This is a genomic window from Aquirhabdus parva, from assembly GCF_003351745.1.
Taxonomy (GTDB): domain Bacteria; phylum Pseudomonadota; class Gammaproteobacteria; order Pseudomonadales; family Moraxellaceae; genus Aquirhabdus; species Aquirhabdus parva.
Genome location: NZ_CP031222.1, coordinates 3,195,048 through 3,216,539 on the forward strand (window position 1 = coordinate 3,195,048; position 21,492 = coordinate 3,216,539).

The 21,492-nt window shown below is 50.4% G+C and carries 17 protein-coding genes; 7 read left to right on the top strand and 10 right to left on the bottom strand.

The window, feature by feature from the left end; translation table 11 throughout:
• Nucleotides 1-28: 28 nt before the first annotated feature.
• A complete protein-coding gene (locus HYN46_RS14480) occupies nucleotides 29-1,117 on the bottom strand; it encodes an AraC family transcriptional regulator (RefSeq protein ID WP_114900046.1) in 1,089 nt (362 codons plus the stop codon).
• Nucleotides 1,118-1,286: 169 nt separating this feature from the next.
• On the opposite strand from HYN46_RS14480, the gene HYN46_RS14485 reads away from it, so the two are divergent.
• From HYN46_RS14485 to HYN46_RS14495, 3 genes are all read left to right on the top strand, one after another.
• A complete protein-coding gene (locus HYN46_RS14485; protein WP_114900047.1) occupies nucleotides 1,287-2,279 on the top strand; it encodes a lipase family alpha/beta hydrolase in 993 nt (330 codons plus the stop codon).
• A gap of 125 nt (nucleotides 2,280-2,404) precedes the next feature.
• Complete coding sequence (locus HYN46_RS14490) at nucleotides 2,405-3,445, top strand: lipase secretion chaperone (RefSeq protein WP_114900787.1); 1,041 nt, start codon at nucleotides 2,405-2,407, stop codon at nucleotides 3,443-3,445.
• 256 nt (nucleotides 3,446-3,701) lie between these two features.
• Nucleotides 3,702-4,610 (top strand): LysR family transcriptional regulator, encoded by a 909-nt coding sequence (locus tag HYN46_RS14495; RefSeq protein ID WP_114900048.1) that lies wholly within the window; start codon nucleotides 3,702-3,704, stop codon nucleotides 4,608-4,610.
• Between the two features lie 76 nt (nucleotides 4,611-4,686).
• On the opposite strand, the gene HYN46_RS14500 is transcribed toward HYN46_RS14495, so the two are convergent.
• The 4 genes from HYN46_RS14500 to HYN46_RS14515 all read right to left on the bottom strand — a co-directional run bounded on the left by HYN46_RS14500 (nucleotide 4,687) and on the right by HYN46_RS14515 (nucleotide 9,223).
• A complete protein-coding gene (locus HYN46_RS14500) occupies nucleotides 4,687-5,907 on the bottom strand; it encodes an NAD(P)/FAD-dependent oxidoreductase (RefSeq protein WP_114900049.1) in 1,221 nt (406 codons plus the stop codon).
• Nucleotides 5,908-6,105: 198 nt separating this feature from the next.
• Nucleotides 6,106-7,284: a saccharopine dehydrogenase family protein gene (locus tag HYN46_RS14505; RefSeq protein ID WP_114900050.1), complete on the bottom strand. Its 1,179-nt coding sequence runs from the start codon at nucleotides 7,282-7,284 to the stop codon at nucleotides 6,106-6,108.
• An 84-nt stretch (nucleotides 7,285-7,368) separates the two neighbouring features.
• Complete coding sequence (locus tag HYN46_RS14510) at nucleotides 7,369-8,334, bottom strand: metal-dependent hydrolase (protein WP_114900051.1); 966 nt, start codon at nucleotides 8,332-8,334, stop codon at nucleotides 7,369-7,371.
• Nucleotides 8,335-8,365: 31 nt separating this feature from the next.
• Entirely contained in the window at nucleotides 8,366-9,223 is an 858-nt protein-coding gene (locus HYN46_RS14515; protein ID WP_114900052.1) for an SDR family NAD(P)-dependent oxidoreductase, read from the bottom strand.
• A 143-nt stretch (nucleotides 9,224-9,366) separates the two neighbouring features.
• Here HYN46_RS14515 and HYN46_RS14520 point away from each other — a divergent pair, with 143 nt between their 5' ends.
• Complete coding sequence (locus HYN46_RS14520) at nucleotides 9,367-10,002, top strand: TetR/AcrR family transcriptional regulator (RefSeq protein WP_114900053.1); 636 nt, start codon at nucleotides 9,367-9,369, stop codon at nucleotides 10,000-10,002.
• Nucleotides 10,003-10,294: 292 nt separating this feature from the next.
• Complete coding sequence (locus tag HYN46_RS14525) at nucleotides 10,295-10,864, top strand: isochorismatase family protein (RefSeq protein WP_114900054.1); 570 nt, start codon at nucleotides 10,295-10,297, stop codon at nucleotides 10,862-10,864.
• Between the two features lie 65 nt (nucleotides 10,865-10,929).
• Here HYN46_RS14525 and HYN46_RS14530 read toward each other — a convergent pair whose 3' ends face one another.
• Together HYN46_RS14530 and HYN46_RS14535 are read right to left on the bottom strand one after the other, a co-directional pair.
• Nucleotides 10,930-11,568 (bottom strand): glutathione S-transferase family protein, encoded by a 639-nt coding sequence (locus tag HYN46_RS14530; protein WP_114900055.1) that lies wholly within the window; start codon nucleotides 11,566-11,568, stop codon nucleotides 10,930-10,932.
• A 275-nt stretch (nucleotides 11,569-11,843) separates the two neighbouring features.
• Nucleotides 11,844-13,061 carry an alkane 1-monooxygenase gene (locus HYN46_RS14535; RefSeq protein ID WP_114900056.1) on the bottom strand — a complete coding sequence of 406 codons (1,218 nt, stop codon included), beginning with the start codon at nucleotides 13,059-13,061 and terminating at the stop codon, nucleotides 11,844-11,846.
• 228 nt (nucleotides 13,062-13,289) lie between these two features.
• Between HYN46_RS14535 and HYN46_RS14540 the strand changes: the two genes are divergently transcribed.
• The gene (locus tag HYN46_RS14540; RefSeq protein WP_114900057.1) at nucleotides 13,290-14,879 is read left to right on the top strand and encodes a Na+/H+ antiporter; all 1,590 of its coding nucleotides are present in this window, start codon (nucleotides 13,290-13,292) and stop codon (nucleotides 14,877-14,879) included.
• 50 nt (nucleotides 14,880-14,929) lie between these two features.
• Here HYN46_RS14540 and HYN46_RS14545 read toward each other — a convergent pair whose 3' ends face one another.
• A complete protein-coding gene (locus HYN46_RS14545) occupies nucleotides 14,930-15,748 on the bottom strand; it encodes a hypothetical protein (protein WP_162818234.1) in 819 nt (272 codons plus the stop codon).
• A gap of 646 nt (nucleotides 15,749-16,394) precedes the next feature.
• Here HYN46_RS14545 and HYN46_RS14550 point away from each other — a divergent pair.
• The gene (locus HYN46_RS14550; RefSeq protein WP_114900059.1) at nucleotides 16,395-18,191 is read left to right on the top strand and encodes a S53 family peptidase; all 1,797 of its coding nucleotides are present in this window, start codon (nucleotides 16,395-16,397) and stop codon (nucleotides 18,189-18,191) included.
• Between the two features lie 120 nt (nucleotides 18,192-18,311).
• Here HYN46_RS14550 and HYN46_RS14555 read toward each other — a convergent pair whose 3' ends face one another.
• Together HYN46_RS14555 and HYN46_RS14560 are read right to left on the bottom strand one after the other, a co-directional pair.
• Nucleotides 18,312-19,676 (bottom strand): copper resistance protein B, encoded by a 1,365-nt coding sequence (locus HYN46_RS14555; protein WP_114900060.1) that lies wholly within the window; start codon nucleotides 19,674-19,676, stop codon nucleotides 18,312-18,314.
• A 3-nt stretch (nucleotides 19,677-19,679) separates the two neighbouring features.
• Nucleotides 19,680-21,344, bottom strand: coding sequence for a copper resistance system multicopper oxidase (locus HYN46_RS14560; RefSeq protein WP_114900061.1), 1,665 nt, complete (start codon nucleotides 21,342-21,344; stop codon nucleotides 19,680-19,682).
• Between the last annotated feature and the right edge of the window lie 148 nt (nucleotides 21,345-21,492).

Below are 21,492 nucleotides of genomic sequence, written 5' to 3' on the forward strand. Positions count from 1 at the left end.
AACCAGTCGGTCAGCAAGAGCACCCGCCTTATATACGCTCACGATTGGCACGATACTCACGCGGCGACTGCCCCATCCACCCACTAAACGCCCGCGTGAAATTGGCAGGATTAAGATAGCCCAACAACCCAGCAATGGTCTGAATGCTGAGTGAAGTACTCTCCAAAAGATTCAAGGCGTCGCGCTGCCGCGCACTCTCGAGCAGCTCACGATAACTCGTGCCATGCGTTTGCAGACGGCGGCGCAGCGTGCGTACCGAGGTATGCAATTTCGCCGCGAGATCCTCTTGAGTTGGATAACTACCCTCACTCAAGATTATCAGCTCATAGACACTGCTCATGAAGTCCTCGCGCTGACCACCCATCAGCACACTTTCCCGCTCACACTGGGTAATCGCCATTTGCAACGCGGCAGGATTGGACATCGGCAAAGGACGGTCGAGCAGTTCAGCAGGAAAGCGCAGTTGGGAAGCGGGCATGTCGTAACGAATCGGCGGAAACTGGTCGCGATATTGCGGATAGTAATCCTGCTCAGGATAATCCAGCCAAAGCTCGCCTTGAATATTGTTATCACCCAGTAGCAGCGTAATGGCACGATAGAAGATCGCCATCAAACAATCAAAATGAACAATCCGCAAGGTCTCAGGATACGGTGTCAGCGCATAGAAATGCATCACGCCCCAGCCATCCTGCTCAAAAAAATGAAATTGCAGCGTGCGTTCGCGGATATGCCAAAAGCGCTTGAGTAACGTCACCACCTCACGCAAAGTCCCGCTGCACACCAGTGCATAACCCAGACTGCCATGTGCAGTCGGCGGCAGCCGCAGCCCCACTTCAAAACCCAGACCATGATTGCCCACCCGCTCAATAATCAGCGCAGCAAGCCATGCATAGGTCATCGGCGCAATCAAGCCAATCGGGTCATTCAGCTCGGTTTCACTCAGCCCGACGTCGCGAATCAATGAACGTGGTAACCCCCGCTCCTCGGCAATGCGAAGTACGGTCTGGGCATAGGAGACATGCACCACGGGTTGATATAACCAATCCTGGTCTTTATCGATATTATCTAGCGCCATCCGATTTGGCCGAAAATGATAGTAATTTTGACCGCTAAGCATCTCACAGACTCACCCCGTCTGGCAAATATAATGACCGCGCTTAATAAATAAACACCAGATGGCAAAATAGGTGACATACATCACTATCTGGTTGACTTCACGTCAAAATAGTCACGATGACACGGGCGCGTAAAGCCCCGAATAACACGAAGCATCATAAGGATATACTATGAAACTCACCCTCTCTGCTCTGCTGATCACTGGCGGTCTGGCCGTCACCAGCTTAGCCTCAGCAACCACCGCAACCTTTCAACTCTGTAGCACCGCAGGCTGTCGTACCGGCGGCAGTCAAACCGTGACATCGACCTACGCGCAGACCAAGTACCCGATTGTTTTTGCCAACGGCATGGGTGGATTCTCATCCATCGCAGGGATCTATAACTATTGGTATGGCATTCCTGAGAATCTGACCGCAAACGGCGCCAGTGTCTTCGTTTCGCAAGAAGCCTCTTTCAACTCCTCAGAAGTGCGCGGCGAACAACTGCTCAACCAAGTCCAGCAGATTCTGGCGATCACTGGCGCAGCCAAAGTCAACCTGATCGGTCATAGTCATGGCGGCCCATCCGTGCGTTATGTAGCTGGATTACTACCGACTAAAGTCGCCTCCGTGACCGCTGTCGCTGGCGTCACCTTTGGCTCACCAGTTGCCGACACTGTTCAAAGCTTGGTCAACAGTCCTGTCGGGCCGATCCTTGCACCCGTGATCTCTGCGGGGGTTAATGCATTCTTTACCATCGTGGGCGTCTCTTCGGGTCAATACTATTCGCAAGATTCTCTGGCGGGGCTGAGCTCGCTGACTTCTAAAGGCTCCGCAGCATTCAACGCCAAATTCCCACAAGGCGTACCGACCAATCAGTGCGACCAAGGCGCAGCCGTTGCAAATGGCATACGCTATTATTCATGGGGCGGTACAGCGGTGTGGACCAATGTCCTCAATCCGGCGGACTATTTGGTCGGCGCGACCAGCCTCCTGATCCCCGGTGCAAGCGATGGTCTAGTACCCCGCTGCTCCAGCCACTTGGGTCAAGTGATTCGCGATGACTACTATCAAAATCACTTTGATGAAGTGAACCAAGTGGCCGGTCTGATCAGTCCGTTCACCACCAGTCCAGTGACCCTGTTCCGTCTGCAAGCCAATCGCTTGAAAACTGCGGGTCTATAATTGCTTCAAGCCGTATTTCACGAGCGATAAAAAGAAGGACAGCAATGCTGTCCTTCTTGGCTTATCATCAAGCCGCATGGTTCATTACTGATCCAGTACCCGATAAAAACATGGAATGTTCAACAATGCCTTTTTCAGCAAAACAAAAGAAAATATTCGTCGTGTTGACGATCCTCATCTGCCTCCTTGCCGTCTCAGCAATCTGGCTGCTTAAACCCACAGCATCGACCACCGCCACCAGTAACACCCCAGTCGTCACGCCAGCGCAAACAGCAGCCAACGCCCCGACGCTGCGAGCCCAATCGCCACTTAAAGCCCACGGCCCATTGCCCACGCTTGCGCCTTCATTGCAAGGCACCCAAATTGACTGCCCGCTACAAGTGGATGCACAAGGCCAATTGGTTCTGACCATCGGCATTCGCAACTGCTTTGATTATTTCCTCTCAAGTCTTGGCGAAAAAACCGAAGCACAGCTCATTGCAGACATTCGCCTGTATCTCACCAGTACATTGCCTCCTACTGCACTGCCTTATGCGCTCAAACTGCTGGATCAATACATCGCCTATATGCACGCCAGAACCCAATCTGGTCCACAGTCTAAAACTATGACCCCAGATTCCTTACAGGTGATTGTGTCTGCACAAAAAAATCTGCGCATGCAATTCTTTACCCTTGCTGAGGCTACGGTGTTTTTTGGTAATGAAGAAGCCTATGACCAATACACGATTGATCAGATGCGGATTAATGCGGATAAGAGTTTAACCGCTGAACAAAAAGCGGCGAAGATTGCAGGGCTGATCGACCATCTGCCCCCCACACTTGCCGACAGCGTCCGTCCGCTCATGCAATACGCCGAGCTGCAACAACTGACCAAAGACATCAAAGCGCGTGGCGGCTCAGCAGAAGAGCTCCACCAAATGCGTGAAAGTCTGGTCGGAAGCGCCGCCGCTGGACGCCTCGATCAACTCGACGTGGACAATGCCAGTTGGCAGCAACAAGTGGATGGCTATCTCAGCGCCCGCGAGCAAATCAAAGCGAGCTACAGCGACCCAGTGAGTCAACAAAACGCCATCACCGCCCTGCGTAATCAAACCTTCAGCACCCCTGAACAGCGCCTCCGCGCCCAGACGTTTGAAACCATGCATGACTCAAACATCAAACCCTAGGGTTTTGCTGTAAATGCATTGATTTTTAAAAGTTCCCTTTTTAGCCCATGCAGCCCATCGCATGGGCGTTTTTTATGAGACTATTGATCTATGAGTCACACCCAACCGGACTTGCCCAGTATATTGATGTGATTTATGCTCACTAAAGCCCCAAAACGCAGGCAGTAATGCAGGCAATACGACCAAACCCTTTTGTATCGCAGTAATTCAAGCCCGTGAAGAATATCTACGACATCCCCACTCAGCAGAATAAAAAATGAAAGAATCAGAAATCGACCTGAATGGCATACGAGTGCTGCTGGCTGTGGTTCAAGCAGGTGGATTTTCAGCAGCCGCTCGCAGGCTTGGCGTTCCCACCAACCGCCTGAGCCGTCAAGTACAACGCTTGGAAGAAACCCTCGGAGTACGCCTTTTGCAGCGCACTACCCGCAAATTAAGCCTGACCACGGTTGGTCGCACGCTGCTTGATCGTGCCGAGCCCGCCATGCAAGAATTGGAATCATGGTGGCTACAGACCGAGGCACAAGCGGAGGAACCCCGTGGCCATCTGCGTGTGACAGCACCCATCGACTTTATGTCCACACGCACCAGTCAGCTTCTAGCACGGTTTCTTGAAACCTATCCAATGATCACTCTGGAAGTCGTACTCTCCGACGATCAGATCGATTTATTTTCAACCGGAATCGACGTGGCATTCCGTGCGGGTCCAATACATGATGAGAATGTCGTGGCGCGACGCTTGATCTCAAGTCACCTGCATGTCGTTGCCAGTCCCTCATTCGTTGAGACCTATGGGTTGCCTGAACACGTGGATGCACTGACCAATTACCCTTGTCTGGCTTTACGCAGCAAAGAAGGCTGGGCCGTTTGGCCGTTAACGGGTCCAGAGGGACAGACCCTGATCCATGTGCATGCACGGTTAACAGTCAATGGCATGGGTGCCCTTGTGGAGGGTGCTCGGGCAGGTATCGGCATGGCACTAGTCCCTGATCATCTTATTTCTGACGATCTGGCAGCAGGTCGCCTTATAAATCTGATTCCAACGTATTATCATGATGGTGGGGGAATCTATATGGTCTACTCAAGCCATAAGCATCCGCCTGCGGCACTTCGGTTATTTATCGATTTTATATTTAATGATGCTGAGTCGACCGCCAAACAGTAGCGACAAGATGGCTGTCTATAAAAAAACCGACAAAAGTAATGTCGATTTTTTATGAGTGTCAACCGTACCAGAAGGTTCAAGCATATTGCCGCATACCCTGCATCAATTGTGGCAGTGTCCGCAGTGGTGGAAGGAGTGGTAACGTTCCAGAAGACGTAAGCCCAATCATGGATAGCGTAGTCTGACAAACAAACTCCTTCCATTTTGCTGCGGCTGTGCCAGTCCAGACAATTTCCCGAGGTATATCACGACGATCAACAAACTGGATAATACCATCCTCACGCCCAAGGCAAATATTGCGAAACAAGTAGACAAATCGAAACGAGGGCGGCGTTTTGTTCATAAGCAAAGCGAGAATCGTTTTCGCACCTGTTGGTGCCATGGCCAAAGCGGTTGCACTGCCCATACGACACGAACCCGCACTCTCTGAACTGGCGCTTGCGGCATCCCCTACGGCAACAATGTTCGGATGACTCAGTGAACGTAAACTCTCATCAACTTCAATTTGCCCATGGTCATTGACTCGTATCCCTGCCTTTGCAGCGAGTGGCGAAGGCTTAAAACCACTGGTCCAGACACACGCATCAAAGGCCATCTGAGTACCATCACTCATCATCGCCTCCCCTGCCTTAAGTTGAACAATGCGCTTGCCAGTTTGCAATCGCACTTTTCTGCGCTCAAGTCCTTCATGCAGATATTGAACCGTTTTCTCAGAAAAACCACCCGGTGTGCGGCTTGCGCGAAATGGCTCGGACGTTGCCAAGGTGACCCGCAAATCAGGCAAACATTCCGCCAATTCACAAGCTGTCTCTATCCCTGTGAGGCCACCTCCAACGACCAAAACCTGGGCATTGGGTGATTCACGAAGTGTCGAATAGAGTTTTTTTGCGACCTCAACTGAATCAAAGGCATGAGCAAACTCTCTCACACCGGATACCTGATCCACATTCATAAAACTACCCAGCGCATAAACCAGATAATCGTAAGCGATATTCCCTCCCGTTCCCGTGGCGTATTCTAAACTCACGTTTTGGCTGTCAGGATCGATTGCCGTGATATAGGCTTGAATGAAATCAACCCCGAGTGGACTTAGAAATGCTGAATATGAAAAACTGTCCAGCGTTTGTCCAGCGGCAATTTGGTGTAAGCGTATACGCTCTTCAAAAGCGGGCTTGGCATCAATCAATGTGATTTGAGCATCAGGTTTTTGCTTACTCAGGCGCTGTGCAACTGTGAGTCCGGCATAACCGCCACCTAAAATAACGATTCGACGCTGTGGGGAAAATAATGCTGTCATGATTTTTTACTCTGAGTTGTGGTTCTCAGAAGCTTAAGATCGGCTCGTTGTTTTGATAATACCAATCTTATGGATCAGACTTTTCCATAAAGTGAAGTAATGGCAGGCAGCTAAGACAAGGCGCTAGAATCGCAAACAAAAAAACTGGGCAAAGGGATCGAATCCTGCACCCAGAATATAAATATGTTTGAAAACCCTTTAAAAACGCGCAATCACTTTAAAGCTCAAGCCCGCTGCTTGCAAACGCGCCAAGAGCGGCTCACCCATCGCCACAGCCGTTGTGAGTTGTCCACCCAGCGCTGGCAAATCATCAAACGCCAGACACATCGCCGACTCTGCCAGCATTTTTGCGGTTTCATCATAGCCCGGATCACCACCGCGCACTTCAGTCACCACCGTCTTACCGCCACCAGTGCCAGTGAACAGCACACGGAACCATGACTTGGCGCGCACCTCAGGCGATGGACCATCACCCGGTTTGTTGAGTGATAGTAAGAAACGCTTGGTCATTGGTGTCTGCGCCAAAGCAATAATGCCCGTCAGTCCACCCATCATCGCCACCACCGTATGCAAGTGCTTCACTTCCATAAAGTGCCCATAACGAAAATCGGGGCCATAAGAAGCCAATGCATTGGCACTGTGCTTGACGATCTGCGGATCAATGGTCGGAAACGGCAGTACCCAACTTTTCAAATCACGACTATAACGGAGCAGCGGCAAAGTCATGCCAATACGGCGCTTTTCCGCCTTCGCTTCACGTGCATGACGCTGGAAGTATGACTTCGCCAGAGGATACAAACGCGACATTGCCGTGACGATCGTATGGTAAGTACCACCTGATGGACGCGCATCCCCGCCGACAATCCCCTCAATACGCAGCGGCACATCTTTAGGCAATTGCTGCACGGTAAAGAACACACCGAGATCATGCGGAATACTATCCACTCCACACGAATGCACGATCTTGGCACCCGTCTTGACCGCCGTCTCATGCCAGTTGAGCCACGATTGATCCTTGAATTCAGGCTCACCCGTGATATCACAGTAATGCGTACCCGCCGTAGCACACGCCCCAACCATCGCATCGCCGCCATAACTGACAAACGGACCTGCCGTGGTAATCACCACCTTGGTCGATTCTGCCAAGGCTTTGAGTGATGCCGCATCTGAGGTATCCGCAGACAGAATTGGCAAATCTTTATAAGCAGGATTGATCGCGACGACACGTGCGCGAACGTCTTCAAGCTTGGCAATATTACGCCCCGCCAGCGCCCAACGCATGCCTTTAGGCGCATGCTGGGCGAGATACTCGGCCGTCAATACGCCCGTAAAACCGGTCGCCCCGAATAAAACGATATCAAACGCACGCTGACTCATAGCTTACTCATTATTGGTTTTTTAAATGAATGTTTGGAACGGATACGATCAGGGCTACCGCATTGAATCGGTAGCCCAACCGCCTTAAGCCTGTACGGTTTGATCAACAAACGGCACAGCAGCAGGTACGGGTTTTTGCGTGGCAAGATAACCAACCGAAGTCTCTAGATAAGCCAGCGCCTGCTCGGTTGAGCCTTCGTGGATCGGGTTGTAAAACGGTGAGAAGTAACCCAGCATTTTGCCTGCAACCCACGGCAGTGTCGGCAATAAACCCAGACTGGTCGCACGGCGCCATTGCTGACTAAACCACCCATGGGCAATGCTCGGATCAACCTTGATATCCGGATGCTTGCGCAAAATCTCAGTCGCCCCTTGCGTCCAGAGTACCGTGACCGCAGCCAGTACCAATCCTGTGCACATATAGCGCCCGACATAGCCACCGCCCACGCCGTGGTAAATATCAAACACCACACTGCGATGCTCAACTTCTTCCGCGCCATGCCAGCGCAGCAGATCCAGCATCACCGGATCAGCAACTTCTTCCCATTTCTCATGATCCAGCGCATATTGCCCCAGCACACAAGCGATATGTTCAAACACCGCCATACAGCCCAAGCGGAAAATCAGCCACTCTTTTTGCAAAGGTTTAGGCAAACGCACGCCAAACGGCTCATCCATCAGAATCTCTTCAAACAGCTTGTTCACCCGCTGCTGATATTCGTCTGGATACAGTCCATAGGCTTTCAAATGTTCATCCACCGCACTGCTGTGCGAGCGCGCATGCATGGCTTCCTGACGGATAAAAGCCCGTGCATCTTCGATCAGTTTGGGATCGTCAAGATACGGGATGGCACGATTGATCATACGGCACATCCACAGCTCACCCGCGGGGAACATCAGATGAATCGCATTGATAAAATGACTGGCAAAAGGCTCGCCCTTGATCCAGTCTATCGGCGTTGCGTGCCAATCAAATTTTACTTTACGCGGGATCAGATGGTGCGGCGAACTTGACACAATCTTGCGCATCCCTTTAAACATGATTCCCATGATGCTCTCCTGTTGAAGGACGAAGAATGAATTAAGGCGTAATATCCAGACGGGCAAACAGACGCGAAAATCCGGGTGAAATACGACCGAGTAAACGCATGCCCGTTGCCTCAAAGCCCACAGGGACTTCAGGCTCGTTATGTTCCACCGCATGCAAAATCGCTTCGGCAATCACACGCGGCGGCAAACTGCGTAAGCTATACAGCTTATTGGCTTTAGCACGGGTCTTGGCTTGCTCTGCTTCAGACAGACCCGCAAAGCGTGTGTTATTCACAATTCCTGTCGTTGAAAATCCTGGACAAATCGTACTGACCCCAATGCTGTAATCGGCAAGCTCACCGCGGATGCAATCGCTAAACATGCGCACCGCCGCTTTGGTCGTGGAATACGCCGCCGTAGTACGTGACGGCGTAAACGCTGCCATCGACGCCACATTGACGATGTGACCGGCTTTCTTCGCCGCGACCATCTGCTTGGCAAACAGACGCGAACCATGAATCACGCCCCACAGATTGACGTTCATCACCCGATTCCAGTCTTGTACGGTGGTCTCCAAGAACGAACCCGCCATGCCAATACCCGCGTTATTAATGATTACATCGGGTGCGCCGTAGACTTCTGCGACCCATGTCGCAAGTGCTTCCATCTGCTCTACATTGCCGACATCCACCTTGTGCGCATCGGCTTTTATACCTAAAGCACGTGCCAGTTGTGCGGTTTCTTCAGCAGCAGGCAGATTAATATCCACCGCCACCACATTTGCACCAAGGCTAGCAAACAACAGCGATGCTTCACGCCCAAACCCTGAACCCGCCCCGGTCACCACAACCACTTGACCCAATAAGCGCTGCTTACGACTTGGACGCAATAAATCACTGATTCTTGACATAAAAAACCTTAAATGATGAAAATCGATAGACGTGACAACAGCATGCGTAAAGCATATCCATGCTTAAACGTTGTGGAAGGTGTATGATGATTTCTATATCTTGCAGTGAAATGTTAACGTTGTCAACATCGAATAAAACACCCATGGACGATAAAATTGTAAACAGCGCCGCCTATCACCACGGCAATCTACGAATGGCATTGGTTGAAGCGGGCTTGGCACATCTGGAACTCGCCTCAGAAACGGGCAAAGAATTAAACCTCCGTGAGCTTGCACGGCAAGTCGGCGTCTCCGCAACCGCGACCTATCGCCACTTCGCCAATAAAGAAGCGCTATTAATCGCCATCGCCGCAGAAGGTTTCCGCCGCTTTACTGCCGCGCAAACCTTGGCATTCCTCGCCGAACCCGACCACCGCAAAGCATTCTTTGCCACGGGTCGCGCCTATGTCCATTTTGCCAAGAAGCAGCCTGCGCTGTTTAAACTCATGTTCAGTAGCTTCGCCTCTAAGCAGCAAGACCCTGAAATCAGTGAAGTCATGGAATTGGCTTACTACGGACTGCGCAAGCGCGTGGCTCTCGTGCTTGATCGATCAGATGACGACCCTATCGTGGCAACCGCTGTACTGCAAGCATGGAGCATCACCCATGGGCTGAGTCACTTGGTAGTGGATGGGCTAGTGGAGAAGCTCACGGATAATCTGGAAACCACGATTGATAACGTGCTACGCCAAACGATTATTTCGAATTCGAAGTTTCAAGGGGTGGAGAGAAAAGATTAGAGTACAGCTACAATAGCCATACTCATTCCCTAACTAACGCTATTTACGCCTGCGATAACAGTGGACATAATCGAATAAATATAAGGATGTTGCCACCCTTCAGAAGGTCTGGTCATTCGTTCAACGATAGCCATTTCTCCTTCTTTTACGCCCTTTGACTCTGTACTTTCTGATATCTATACGGCTCAACGCAGTGATCAATGACATCAAAGAAAGCTCGACTTGGTCACGACGCTAATTGGATTTAAAAATTAGCCTCACTTCCCTCTTAATCGCAACTATTGGAGATACCATGAGTACGCTGGACAAACTGAATCCCGATAACGTCCTTATCGTTTTAGCCGATCTACAACCACCGATTTTGGCTGCCGCGAATAAAACAAACCCTGAAGCCAATCTCAAACGCGCCGTGTCGGTTCTCACCGAAGGTGCTAAGGTACTGGATATCCCGATTTTCACATCGGCTGTTCCGCTTCAACCCGATACAGCACCCGCCCTCATCGACGAACTAAGCTCACAGACCATTGTCGTTCGCACGACACCTGGCGTCTTTGACGATGTAGCAAGCCAGCAAACCATCGCAAACCACAAGCGCTCAGTCATTGCGATTGGAGGCGTTGCGAGCGAACTAGCAGTACTTCAAACTGCGCTTGGTGCACGACGACTCGGCTACGATGTCTATCTGCTCACAGATGTGAGTGGCGGCTTGAGTGATCGAACAGAACAAGCAGCGTTTCGCCAACTTGAAGCGGCAGGCGTCACGCTATCCAGCGTTGCAGGCTTCCTGAGTAGCCTGATCCCACCGCCAGAAGATCCTAGAGGTCAATCCATCTTTGCAGCGCTGGCTCGCTTCTTTGGTTAATGCGATTCAATCGTTCAGATCAGGTGCAATAAGCCCAGCGTATTGCACCCTAACCTCAACAATCGTTAATCCGCCGCAGCAAAGTACGCCATCTGATCCGCATAGGCTTTTTGGAATGCGGGGCGCGCTATCGCACGGGCAACATAATCACGACAGGCGGGATATTGGGCTAAACCACCAAATTTATCCACCAAGCGGAGCACGTCCGCCATCAGTATATCCGCTATCGAAAATGACCCCGCCAGCCACTCGCGCTTAGCCAGAACCGACTCCATATGCAGTAAGCGAGAGTTAAGAAACGCTTCCAGCTTTTGCAGTTCCGGTGTATCAAAGGACGCATCGGAAAACTTGAGCATGGACCAAGGCTGACTGGCCATCTCAACCGAATTCAGTGCGGCAAAGAGCCACTCCAGAACATCGCTACGCGCATGAGGCTCTGTCGGCAACAACTTGGTGCTCAGTTCACCCAGATGAAACAGAATCGCCCCAGTCTCAAAAATGGACAGGTCGCCATCAAGTAACCACGGCACTTGCCCAAAAGGTTGATGCGCCAGATGCTGAGGACCACGCTCCTGAAAAGGCACACTTTTAACGCTATAGGGTAATCCAGCTTCCTCCAATGCCCAGCGCACGCGAATGTCACGTACAAAGCCGCGCGGCATATCGGGCACCCAATCAAACGTGGTGAGAACTAAATCAGACATCTGGAATTTCCTTATGTAGGTTTCTCAAAGAAATGCTATAAATAACATGGCACTAACCGTAGATTATCAGGATTATTCTATTGAGCATATATGTAAATCACCTAAACTGATTACAGCTTGGTTTAAATTTTCGCATACCTCTTTTTCCCAAACGGGTATGGCTGCCACCCATTGCTCCTCTACCGATACTGCCCTGTATTACGACGCTGACGTTTAAAATGCAAAAAAAATACCCACCTTTCGGTGGGTATCTTCATGCGCACAACACTGACAAATTATGACTCGACTTCTTCTAACTGCTTATCGACAACACCATATTTAGCAAATAAGCGAGCACGTGCTTTTACATGGACATTGGCTTTATTCAAATCGCCTTTATAGTTGTCCACCACACGTTGATCCATGAGCTTGAACCACCAGCCAGGAATAATCGCGGGTAATAGCAATGATGCATAACCTGCGGGCAACTGAGGAACATCTTCGAAATGACGCAATGCCTGGAATGAACGTGTTGGATAAGCATGGTGATCCGAGTGACGTTGCAACTGGTAGAGGAACAGGTTGGTGACCATGCTGTTATTATTCCAGCTATGCTCAGGCATGGTGCGTTCATATTTACCATTGTCCAGCTTTTGACGCTTCAAGCCATAATGTTCAAGGTAGTTGATCACTTCAAACAAGGTAAAGCCATATACGGCTTGCGTAGCCATAAATGGGATAACCCGACGACCAAATACCGCAATCATCGTTGCATGGAATGCACCAGCCATCGCCCAGCCTTGCAGGAGCTCATTATCGAGTGACCACCAGCCTTTGCCACGACGCTTCAGACGTGCTTTTTCGATCTCAATGGCGGATTTAAAGCTACCGATGACGGTACGTGGCCAAAATTGCCAGAAAGTCTCACCCATTTGTGAAGATGCTGGATCTTCAGGGGTGGCAACACGTTTGTGATGGCCGTAAGGGTGTTCAATACGGAAATGAATATAACCCGTTGGCAACAATGCCAAGTGGGATAAGTAGTGATAAGTTTTTTCAGACTTATGGCTTAATTCATGTGCCGTATTCAGTGCGATACCATTGACCGCACCCACAGACATGCCCAGCACAATCTGGTCGATCAAAGGCGTGCCTTTACGGCTGGCAGCGTAAGCACCCACAATGGTGGTCAGATATTGCAAAGGGATATACGCTTTGACGATGCGCATATAATAAGGGTCTTGCTCTAACTGTTTAATCGCTTCTTCTGGATGATTTTCTGCATCGGCACCGACTATCTTATCGATAAATGGAATGACGCCATGCAACATCACAGGACCAAGAGCGGCCACAGCACGTAGTTTTTTAGGGGCAATGGCATAGCCTGTCGCGGCGGCTAAACCAATTAATGGTAGCGCTGGGCTAAGTAACCACAAATAACGTTTAGGATCTTTATGCTTCGGTGTCTGTTCTGACTGCGGCTTTAACGTCGCAAGTTGGGTAGTAGCATTCATGAGGCTTCGCTCGTTACTTTGTCATCTATAGTCTTGGACTATGATTCTATAAAACGCATTCCATAACCAGACTCAATCGTCCGAAAAACTTGTGCTAAACGCTTAAAGTCTTTGTTGTAGGCTTAAAAAAAGCGTTTCTCCACGCGTTTACTCGCATTCATCTCCCACAAAAACTGCCAACTCGTCTACAATTTCTATCAATAACCCATTGTTTTATACAGGCCTTCCATGACCTCAGTCGAAACCTTTAAATTTATTTTGCTCTTACTGGTCGCGGTATTGGGGCTGGAACTGATTGCCCGACGCTTAAAGCTCCCCTCATCTGCCGCGCTGCTGCTTGGCGGCATTGCGATTGCTTTCTTGCCTGGCATCCCCTCCTTTCATATTGACCCAGAACTGGTCCTGATCGTCTTTTTACCCCCCCTCCTGAGTGATGGCGCGTACTTCACGGTCTGGGCGGATTTTAAGAAAAACATCGGTGGCATCTTGTGGCTGGCTTTGGGAGCGGTCATCTTCACCACCTTTGCGGTCGGTATGGTCGTGCACTGGATTATTCCTTCCTTACCGTGGGCAGCGTGTTTTGCACTCGGGGCCGTGGTTTCTCCGCCAGATGCCGTAGCAGCCAAAGCCGTGCTCGGTACGGTTAAATTGCCAAGACGCCTCATGGTACTGTTAGAAGGCGAAAGCCTACTCAATGATGCAACGGGCCTTGTACTATTCCGCTTCGCCGTGGCTGCGGCATTGACCGGCACCTTCAGCCTCCAAGAGGCCAGCATTTCCTTTCTGGGGTTGGCGCTTGGCGGAGTCTTTGTAGGCGGCATAATCGGCTATTGCTTTGTCATGATCTTCAGATGGATCAAGCTGTCGACCCTAGTGATTATGGCTTTCTTCCTCATTACTTGGGCAGCGTACATCTGCGGTGAAGCACTCCATGTGTCAGGTGTCATCTCAACCGTCACCTGCGGCATCATCATCGGTTGGTATCAGCACGATATCCTTTCTGCCGAAATTCGTGTACAGGGCGGTGCTTTTTGGCGCGTGATGATCACCACCTTTGAAGCCTTGGTCTTTATTCTGATCGGTTTGTCACTACGCGATGTCATTGGCAATCTAGACAATCACAGCATGAGCAGCCTGCTGGATACTATGCTCTACCCGATCATCGGTGTCATCGTCGCAGTGATTGTCTCGCGCTTTGTCTGGGTCTATGCCACCGACTACTTGCGCGCTGGCATCGGGCGGCTATCTGGCAAGTCAGTCAGACCCGCCTCACCCGCCTCCTCCTTTCTACTCAGTTGGGCAGGCATGCGCGGCGTGGTGACCATCGCCATTGCCCTGACGCTACCAGAGAACATGCCGGGTCGTGACTTGATCTTGCTGTCGGCGTTTGCAGTGATTTTGTTTACCGTACTCATCCAAGGCAGCACCATTGGGCTGGTGATCCAACTTCTCAAGCTGAAAGACGATCCGCATCCCAGCGGGTTGCTGACCGCAGCGCAGGCCATGTATCGTCTGGAAGCCGCACAGCTCGCCGTCGTTGAAGCACTGGCGTACGATGAGGCAGGCGTGCTCATCCATACGCGGTTGCTTGAACAGTACACCTACCGCACCAACATTACCGAACGCTATAGCCAAGCACCAGAAACCTTCAGCGACCAGCAAGCGGCGCATTATGATGTGATTCTGGCAGCGGTCGCCGCTGGCCGCGCCGAATTGCTCAAGCTGCATCGCTCAGGTCAAATCCACGATGAGGTATTGCATGCGCTGGAGAATGATTTGGATCTACAAGAAATTACCGCGATGAAAAATCGTGAGTAAGGCTTGATTCACGAAGCATGAGTTTAACTCATGCTTCATGTCATTTGCGATTAACGCTTCCGCTCCACACCCTCGGTGCCTCCCTCAGGCAGCACCCAGCGATCCGGTGTCAAAATCCGACTTTCCATACCTGCAGTCACTGTGGTCATGAAAGAAATAAAATAGTCTTGTTGTGCGGTATTGACGTTATTTTTAAAAATAAATGCGCGATAGGACTCCACCAAGCCCTTGATGGTCTCCGACGTCGAGTCAGATAAATCGGCAAACAGGATCGGATCCTGATCCGCCAGCCCCGTCGGTTTTAAGGTCGTCACCAAGAAAGGACCGGACTTTTGACGCAGCGCATCCTTGATCACTTCTGAGGAGACATGACGGCTGATACTCTGCAGCATCAGATTGGAATACTTAAAGTCATAACGTGCGATATTGATCGCCCGCTCTCGGCCATCGCGACTGTAGCGCTTCAACAGCTCTTTAGGATCTTCTTCCTTGCCATCCTCACGGCTGGGGATACAAAACAAGTTCAGATTCGCAGGTTTATTGCGACCGACCGCTTGATTGGAGTCCACCACAAAAGGATCTTCAATCCCATCGGTAAGCACTTGCAAACGATTCTTCTGATCACGGGTCAAGCTCTTCAAATCCTTGGCGCGCATCAAGACAAAGGTATACGCCCCGAATTGATCAGTCTGCATATTATCGGTAGGCACTTTGATAAACAGATTGTTATTTAAAGAAATATACGAACTCGGTAGCGGTCCCACCACGGGTACAGGCACCGTAACCGGTTGTTTTGCACATGAAGAGAGCAGCGCGGCTAAGAGCAGGCTTGCTGCCATAGGCATTGCGGATTTGTGGAATGTGTTCAAAGAGAAATCCTTCTAGATATTATTGTTTGTTATGGGTTGATCATAGCGGGAAGCCAAGCTGCTGTGCAATAAGACCCAGACGCATATACTCATGTCGTCATACCATTAACGCTGAGGTAACACTTAAAGCAAAATCCTTATTCTTCATTTAAATTAATCCTACATATTATCTCCACATAAAATACATACAATACACATAGTCATTATTATATATTTCGCAAAAAAATCATTTAACTTCAGTTAATCATCAGCCACTAAATTCATCATCATAATATAAAAATCACTCAATGCGATTTAGAACATTCACTCCACACCATTTGTTCAACGCCTAAAACTAGGAAGATCATAATATTTGTAAATTAATGTTAAATAAAAAAATAGTTACATTAAAACATATGCTTAATATAATATTGTGTGTTTAAAGTCACTCTTTACATTGTAAATAGTGATAACGTGTATTCAATCTTAAAAATCAATATATTTAGCTTTAGATAATCAGTTCTCATTATTTTTAATTTATCACTACAACCTCAAAATCCATTTTCTTCCTTTATTATTTTATTTGTCGTAAGGTCGGCTCATCTTTAGCAATTTCACTCATGATAATGTTTAAAGATAAATCCCCCTTTATAATTTGGAGAAGAATATGGATCGTTTAAAACATCAAAGCCACACCCAAGTTCGCCGAGTGGCATTTGTTCTTACTGCATTATCCTTTGCGCTCACCACACTTGCAGCACACGCTTCAGCGAGCGCAGAACCTTGGGTCTCCACCAAGACCAAGGCTTTCCACGAATCAAGCATCGCCAGAGTTGCAGGGGATGCCAAACCCACAAGCACAGCAACTGCCATCACCGAAAAAGTCTCCATCACTGTTGCGCTCAAACCTCATAATGAAGCCCAACTCGACCAACAAGTCGCCTTTACTCAATCTGGTGGAGCCCGTCAGTTCCTGACCCCAGAACAGTTTGCCAACAACTACGGCGCCACCCAGCAAGACATCGCCAAAGTCATCGCACACTTACGCAAGGCGGGCTATAGCGACATCACCGTTTCGCCGAACCGCTTATTTATCACAGCAACAGGAACTGCAGCGGGTGTCAAAAACGCCTTTAACACCACGCTCAAAGGCTACCAAAAAGCTGGCCGCAATGTGTATGTCAATACCAGCGATGCTCAAGTTCCTAAATCACTGAGCAATATCGTCGATGGTGTACTCGGTCTACAAACCGCAGTCACCGCACACACCTACCATCACGTTGTTTCCAATGCTGCTGTCGCTAAAGCATCTGCAAGCCAAGTCGCAGCCGATGTCATCAAACCCAACACCACCACGCCAGTGGTTGGACTGCATGATCCATTGGACTTCGGCATCATTTATGGTAATACCCCAAACTATCTGTACCAAGCCTGGCGCACCACGGTGGGCGTGATCTCTTGGGGTAATGTCGATGACGTTGCAGCCGACCTTAACCTGCTCACCACTCAACATAATCTGGCACAAATCCCAGTCACCGTCGTCAATGTTGGCACCGCATCCCACACCGTCAACGATCTAGAATGGCAGCTTGACAGTCAGGCCATCGTCGGGGCATCTGGCGGTCTGGTCAAAGGCATCATTTTTTATAATGCCTCTGACATCCCGACCAACAACAATATCTTACTGGCTATGAACAAAGTCGTGACCGACAACAAAGTCAAAGTGGTCAACATGTCCTTTGGTGAACCGGAAGGAGATGAAACCTATCGCAATGCTGAAAATGTGATTTTTAAGCAAGGTGTCTTGCAAGGCATTACCTTCTCGGCATCTGCGGGTGATGCGGGCGCCTATGAAGACGCAGGTGGCGCACCCGTCAGCCATACTTCTGTCTCTCTTCCTGCCACTTCTCCCTATGTCGTCTCGGTAGGGGGTACTGAACTCTCCACCATCGGCGCAACCACCTATGCCAGCGAAACCACTTGGAATGAAGGTTTATCATGGGATCAAAACCTAGGTGCAAACCGGATCTGGTCCACAGGCGGTGGTAACAGTGCTTACGAACCTGCGCCTTCATGGCAGCCCAGCAGTTTGACTGGCAGTACCTATCGTGCAATTCCAGATATAGCCTTTGATGCCTCAGGCGCTTCAGGCGCGATCATCTATTACCATGGTAGCCAGTATGGCGTCGGCGGTACCAGCCTTGCTTCTCCGATCTTTGTCGGTCTCTGGTCACGAATCGAAAGTGGTCACAACAATGCACTGGGCTTCCCGATTACCAATTTCTATAAATACTTCCCAACCGCCACCACCGCCGGTCTGCACGATGTCACAACCGGCAATAACGGCTATACAGGTTACCCCAGCTTCGCGGCCAAAAAAGGCTGGGATGCCACCACTGGTTTTGGTAGCTTCAATGACTTGAGCCTTTATCACTATGTGGGTAGTCAGCCCACTTGGCAATAAGCCAGTATCTCATCAGAGTTTGAATCACGCCTATCTAAAATAGATGACAACGTGAATCAAACTCTTTCATATCATCAATGCCCATGCCGCCAAACGCACGGGCATTTTTTCACACCTCACTCAAAACCACAGCCTCACCCCAGCCACAGCCATGGTCTGACTGGCCGACTCGCCTTTCGCACGCGCATACGCCGCAGTCTTGTCATAGCGCTGCTCCGTCTGCACCCCGACATACGGCGCAAACTCACGGGTAATGTCATAGCGCAGCCGCAGACCCGCTTGCAGGTCACTCACCCCTTGACCGATATCCCGTGCAGGATCATTCTTGCTATAAATATTGGTCTCAAGCGTGGGCTGCAAGATCAAACGCTGCGTAATGCGCCAGTCATAGGTTGCTTCAAGACGCAGTGCCGCGCGTCCCGAGTCACCCACATATACCGTACCGCTTAAATCCACCCAGTAGGGAGAAATCCCTTGTAGCCCGAGCGCCAGCCACGTGCGATCTTTGCCCGCACCGCTGTCTTGACGCACGCCTAACTCGCTATTCCAAAAGACACCGACTGGACGTCGCCACAGCAGCTCAGTACGGGCATCCTCCAGATCACCGTTGGAGGTTGACCCTTCGGCTTTGAGCGCTAAGCGGTTCCAATCCGTGCCGACCCATGCATCGACATCGTAGTTGGTAATGGTCTTGTCATGATCTTGTCTAAAATCGTGTCCCACTTCCAGTTGATTGATCAACAAATTGGCCATGGTGCCCGCGCCCATCATATGTGGCGGAGCAATCGGCCCAAAGTCACGCCCTTGCGAGTAGTCTGGACTACGCGCATCAGCAGGGGCTGAGCCACCTTGCATGGAGCCCATACGCATACCGCCCATGCCACTCATATTCATCTGGCTATGATCAGCATGATCCATCGTACCGTGAACGGTCGCTGGCATCGCCATGCCGCCCATGTCCATGCCCTTCATATCGTCAGCACCGTGATCTTTAGACATGTCCATATGCGCCATATCATGCGTCGAGGGTTCAGCCTTAGATGTTGCAGACTTTGGCTTTTGCTCATGCGCCATATCCATATCGGACATGTCCATATCACCACTCATATCCATGCTGCCATGATCCATCTTCGACATATCCATCGCAGGTTTAGCTTCAGGCGCAGCATGAACCTCGTGTTTGTGAACATGGGCTTCGACATGACCGGAAGTCTTGGCTTTGCTAGGGGGCATTTTTTTGCTGGCAGGCTTTTTAAGCACTGGCTTGACTTGAGCGGGCGCACTCATGTCCATGCCCGGCATCGACATATCCATATGACTCATATCCATCTGGCTATGATCCATGCCCGCCGCCCAGACGGAAACACTCAGCATACTGAGGCTTAGAGTCAGCAACTTGGGCAGAATGCGATGGGAAGTCTGGTGGGTCATCGTCGTCATGCTCTTCGTGATCTTAGCAGTGGTCTTATTTGCAATTGTATTCATAAGTCAGTCCACCACCACTTCACGAAACATCCCCGACTCCATGTGGTAGAGCAAGTGACAATGCCATGCCCAGCGCCCCGCCTCGCCCGTCACATCAAAGGAAATCTTCTGCGCCGGCTGCACAATGATCGTGTGTTTACGTACTTGGAAGTCGCCGCTAGGCGCACGCAGATCACTCCACATCCCATGCAGATGCATCGGATGATTCATCATCGTGTCATTGACCAACGATATCCGCACCCGTTCGCCTTTGCCCAGCCGCACCGGCTTCGACTCATGAAAGGTCAGTCCATCAAAGCCCCAGATATAGCGCTCCATATTGCCCGTCAGATGCATCTCGATCTCGCGCGTCGGTTCGATCTGTTCTGATTTTGCCAATCCAATCGAGTGTAGATCGGCATAGGTCAGCACACGACGACCATTGCCACGCAAATTGACGCCCGCATCATCAAGATTAGTACGCGGCATATCGACATGCATATCCGTGCTGGAACCATATTCGGTACTGGCATGGCGCGCCATGGCTTTATTCGAAGTTGCCGAACCCCACATATCCCCCATCATATCGGCATGACTCAGCCACTGGATTTTATCCAGCGCAGGAATCGGCGCCTTTAATCCCGCCCGCACCGCCAGCGTGCCGCAGGCATAACCCGAGCGGTCGATGTTCTGGGCAAAAATGGTATAGGCATCTTCCGCAGGCTCAACCAGCACATCATAGGTTTCCGCGACCCCTATGCGAAACTCATCCACCGTCACGGGATCAACCAACTGCCCATCACTGCCGATCACGGTGAGTTTCAAACCGGGAATACGGATATCAAAGATGGTCTGCGCACTGCCATTGATAAAGCGCAGCCGTACCTTGTCACCCCTCTTAAACAGCCCCGTCCAATTCGACGCCGGATTGCTGCCATTCATCAGGTAGGTATAAGTATGGGCAGACAGATCCGTGAAGTCTGTCGGCATCATGCGCATCTGGTTCCACATCTTGCGATCTGCCACGGCTTTGGACCAGCCATGTTTACGCACATCAGCAAAGAACTGCACGGCAGTCGGCTGCTGATAGTTATCAAAACCCGACTCCATCTTGAGTTTGCTGATCAGCCCCATCGGATCGGCATCGGTCCAGTCTGAGAGCAGAATCACATGATCACGATCCACCTTGATCGTCTCACCCTCACGGGGCTCAATCACAATCGCTCCCATCAGACCCGTTTGCTCCTGAAAGCCCGAGTGGGAGTGATACCAGTAGGTGCCGCTTTGCAGAATCGGAAACTGATAGGTAAAGGTGGTATTGGGAGGAATCCCCTCAAAGCTGATGCCGGGCACACCGTCCATCTGATAAGGCAACAGCAAACCATGCCAATGAATCGACGTGGGTTCATTCAGGCGATTGGTCACACGAATTGTGACCGTCTCACCTTCCTTAAAGTGCAGGATCGGTGCTGGCAGACTGCCATTGACCACCGTCGCCATACGCGTTTTGCCCGTATAGTTGACGCTGGCTTCATCCACAATCAAGTCAAAGCTATTGCCTTGAAGATGCGGCACATCGCCAATCAGCGCAGCCGCCCGTTCAGACTTGGCCCAGACGCCCGTACTCACAGCAATGCCTGTGACAGCGACGCCTTGCACAAACTGACGTCTTGAAAGTTGATGACTCATACCTTACCTTTTTTCGATGACTTCAAATAACTTCAATGGGATAACAAGGCTGCATGTGAGTACCCTCACCTAAACACCCTACTTCATATCACAAAATTTGGATGCTGCACGCAGATTGGCAAAAATCCATAGCGGTGACTGTGGGAAG

Excerpts from the sequence above, each read along its gene's own strand:
- HYN46_RS14525 (WP_114900054.1), top strand. The coding sequence starts at position 10,295 with ATGAGTACGCTGGACAAACTGAATCCCGATAACGTCCTTATCGTTTTA.
- HYN46_RS14505 (WP_114900050.1), bottom strand. The coding sequence starts at position 7,284 with ATGAGTCAGCGTGCGTTTGATATCGTTTTATTCGGGGCGACCGGTTTT.
- HYN46_RS14510 (WP_114900051.1), bottom strand. The coding sequence starts at position 8,334 with ATGGGAATCATGTTTAAAGGGATGCGCAAGATTGTGTCAAGTTCGCCG.
- HYN46_RS14490 (WP_114900787.1), top strand. The coding sequence starts at position 2,405 with ATGCCTTTTTCAGCAAAACAAAAGAAAATATTCGTCGTGTTGACGATC.
- HYN46_RS14530 (WP_114900055.1), bottom strand. The coding sequence starts at position 11,568 with ATGTCTGATTTAGTTCTCACCACGTTTGATTGGGTGCCCGATATGCCG.
- HYN46_RS14515 (WP_114900052.1), bottom strand. The coding sequence starts at position 9,223 with ATGTCAAGAATCAGTGATTTATTGCGTCCAAGTCGTAAGCAGCGCTTA.
- HYN46_RS14555 (WP_114900060.1), bottom strand. The coding sequence starts at position 19,676 with ATGAATACAATTGCAAATAAGACCACTGCTAAGATCACGAAGAGCATG.
- HYN46_RS14520 (WP_114900053.1), top strand. The coding sequence starts at position 9,367 with ATGGACGATAAAATTGTAAACAGCGCCGCCTATCACCACGGCAATCTA.
- HYN46_RS14495 (WP_114900048.1), top strand. The coding sequence starts at position 3,702 with ATGAAAGAATCAGAAATCGACCTGAATGGCATACGAGTGCTGCTGGCT.
- HYN46_RS14550 (WP_114900059.1), top strand. The coding sequence starts at position 16,395 with ATGGATCGTTTAAAACATCAAAGCCACACCCAAGTTCGCCGAGTGGCA.
- HYN46_RS14480 (WP_114900046.1), bottom strand. The coding sequence starts at position 1,117 with ATGCTTAGCGGTCAAAATTACTATCATTTTCGGCCAAATCGGATGGCG.
- HYN46_RS14485 (WP_114900047.1), top strand. The coding sequence starts at position 1,287 with ATGAAACTCACCCTCTCTGCTCTGCTGATCACTGGCGGTCTGGCCGTC.
- HYN46_RS14500 (WP_114900049.1), bottom strand. The coding sequence starts at position 5,907 with ATGACAGCATTATTTTCCCCACAGCGTCGAATCGTTATTTTAGGTGGC.
- HYN46_RS14540 (WP_114900057.1), top strand. The coding sequence starts at position 13,290 with ATGACCTCAGTCGAAACCTTTAAATTTATTTTGCTCTTACTGGTCGCG.
- HYN46_RS14535 (WP_114900056.1), bottom strand. The coding sequence starts at position 13,061 with ATGAATGCTACTACCCAACTTGCGACGTTAAAGCCGCAGTCAGAACAG.
- HYN46_RS14560 (WP_114900061.1), bottom strand. The coding sequence starts at position 21,344 with ATGAGTCATCAACTTTCAAGACGTCAGTTTGTGCAAGGCGTCGCTGTC.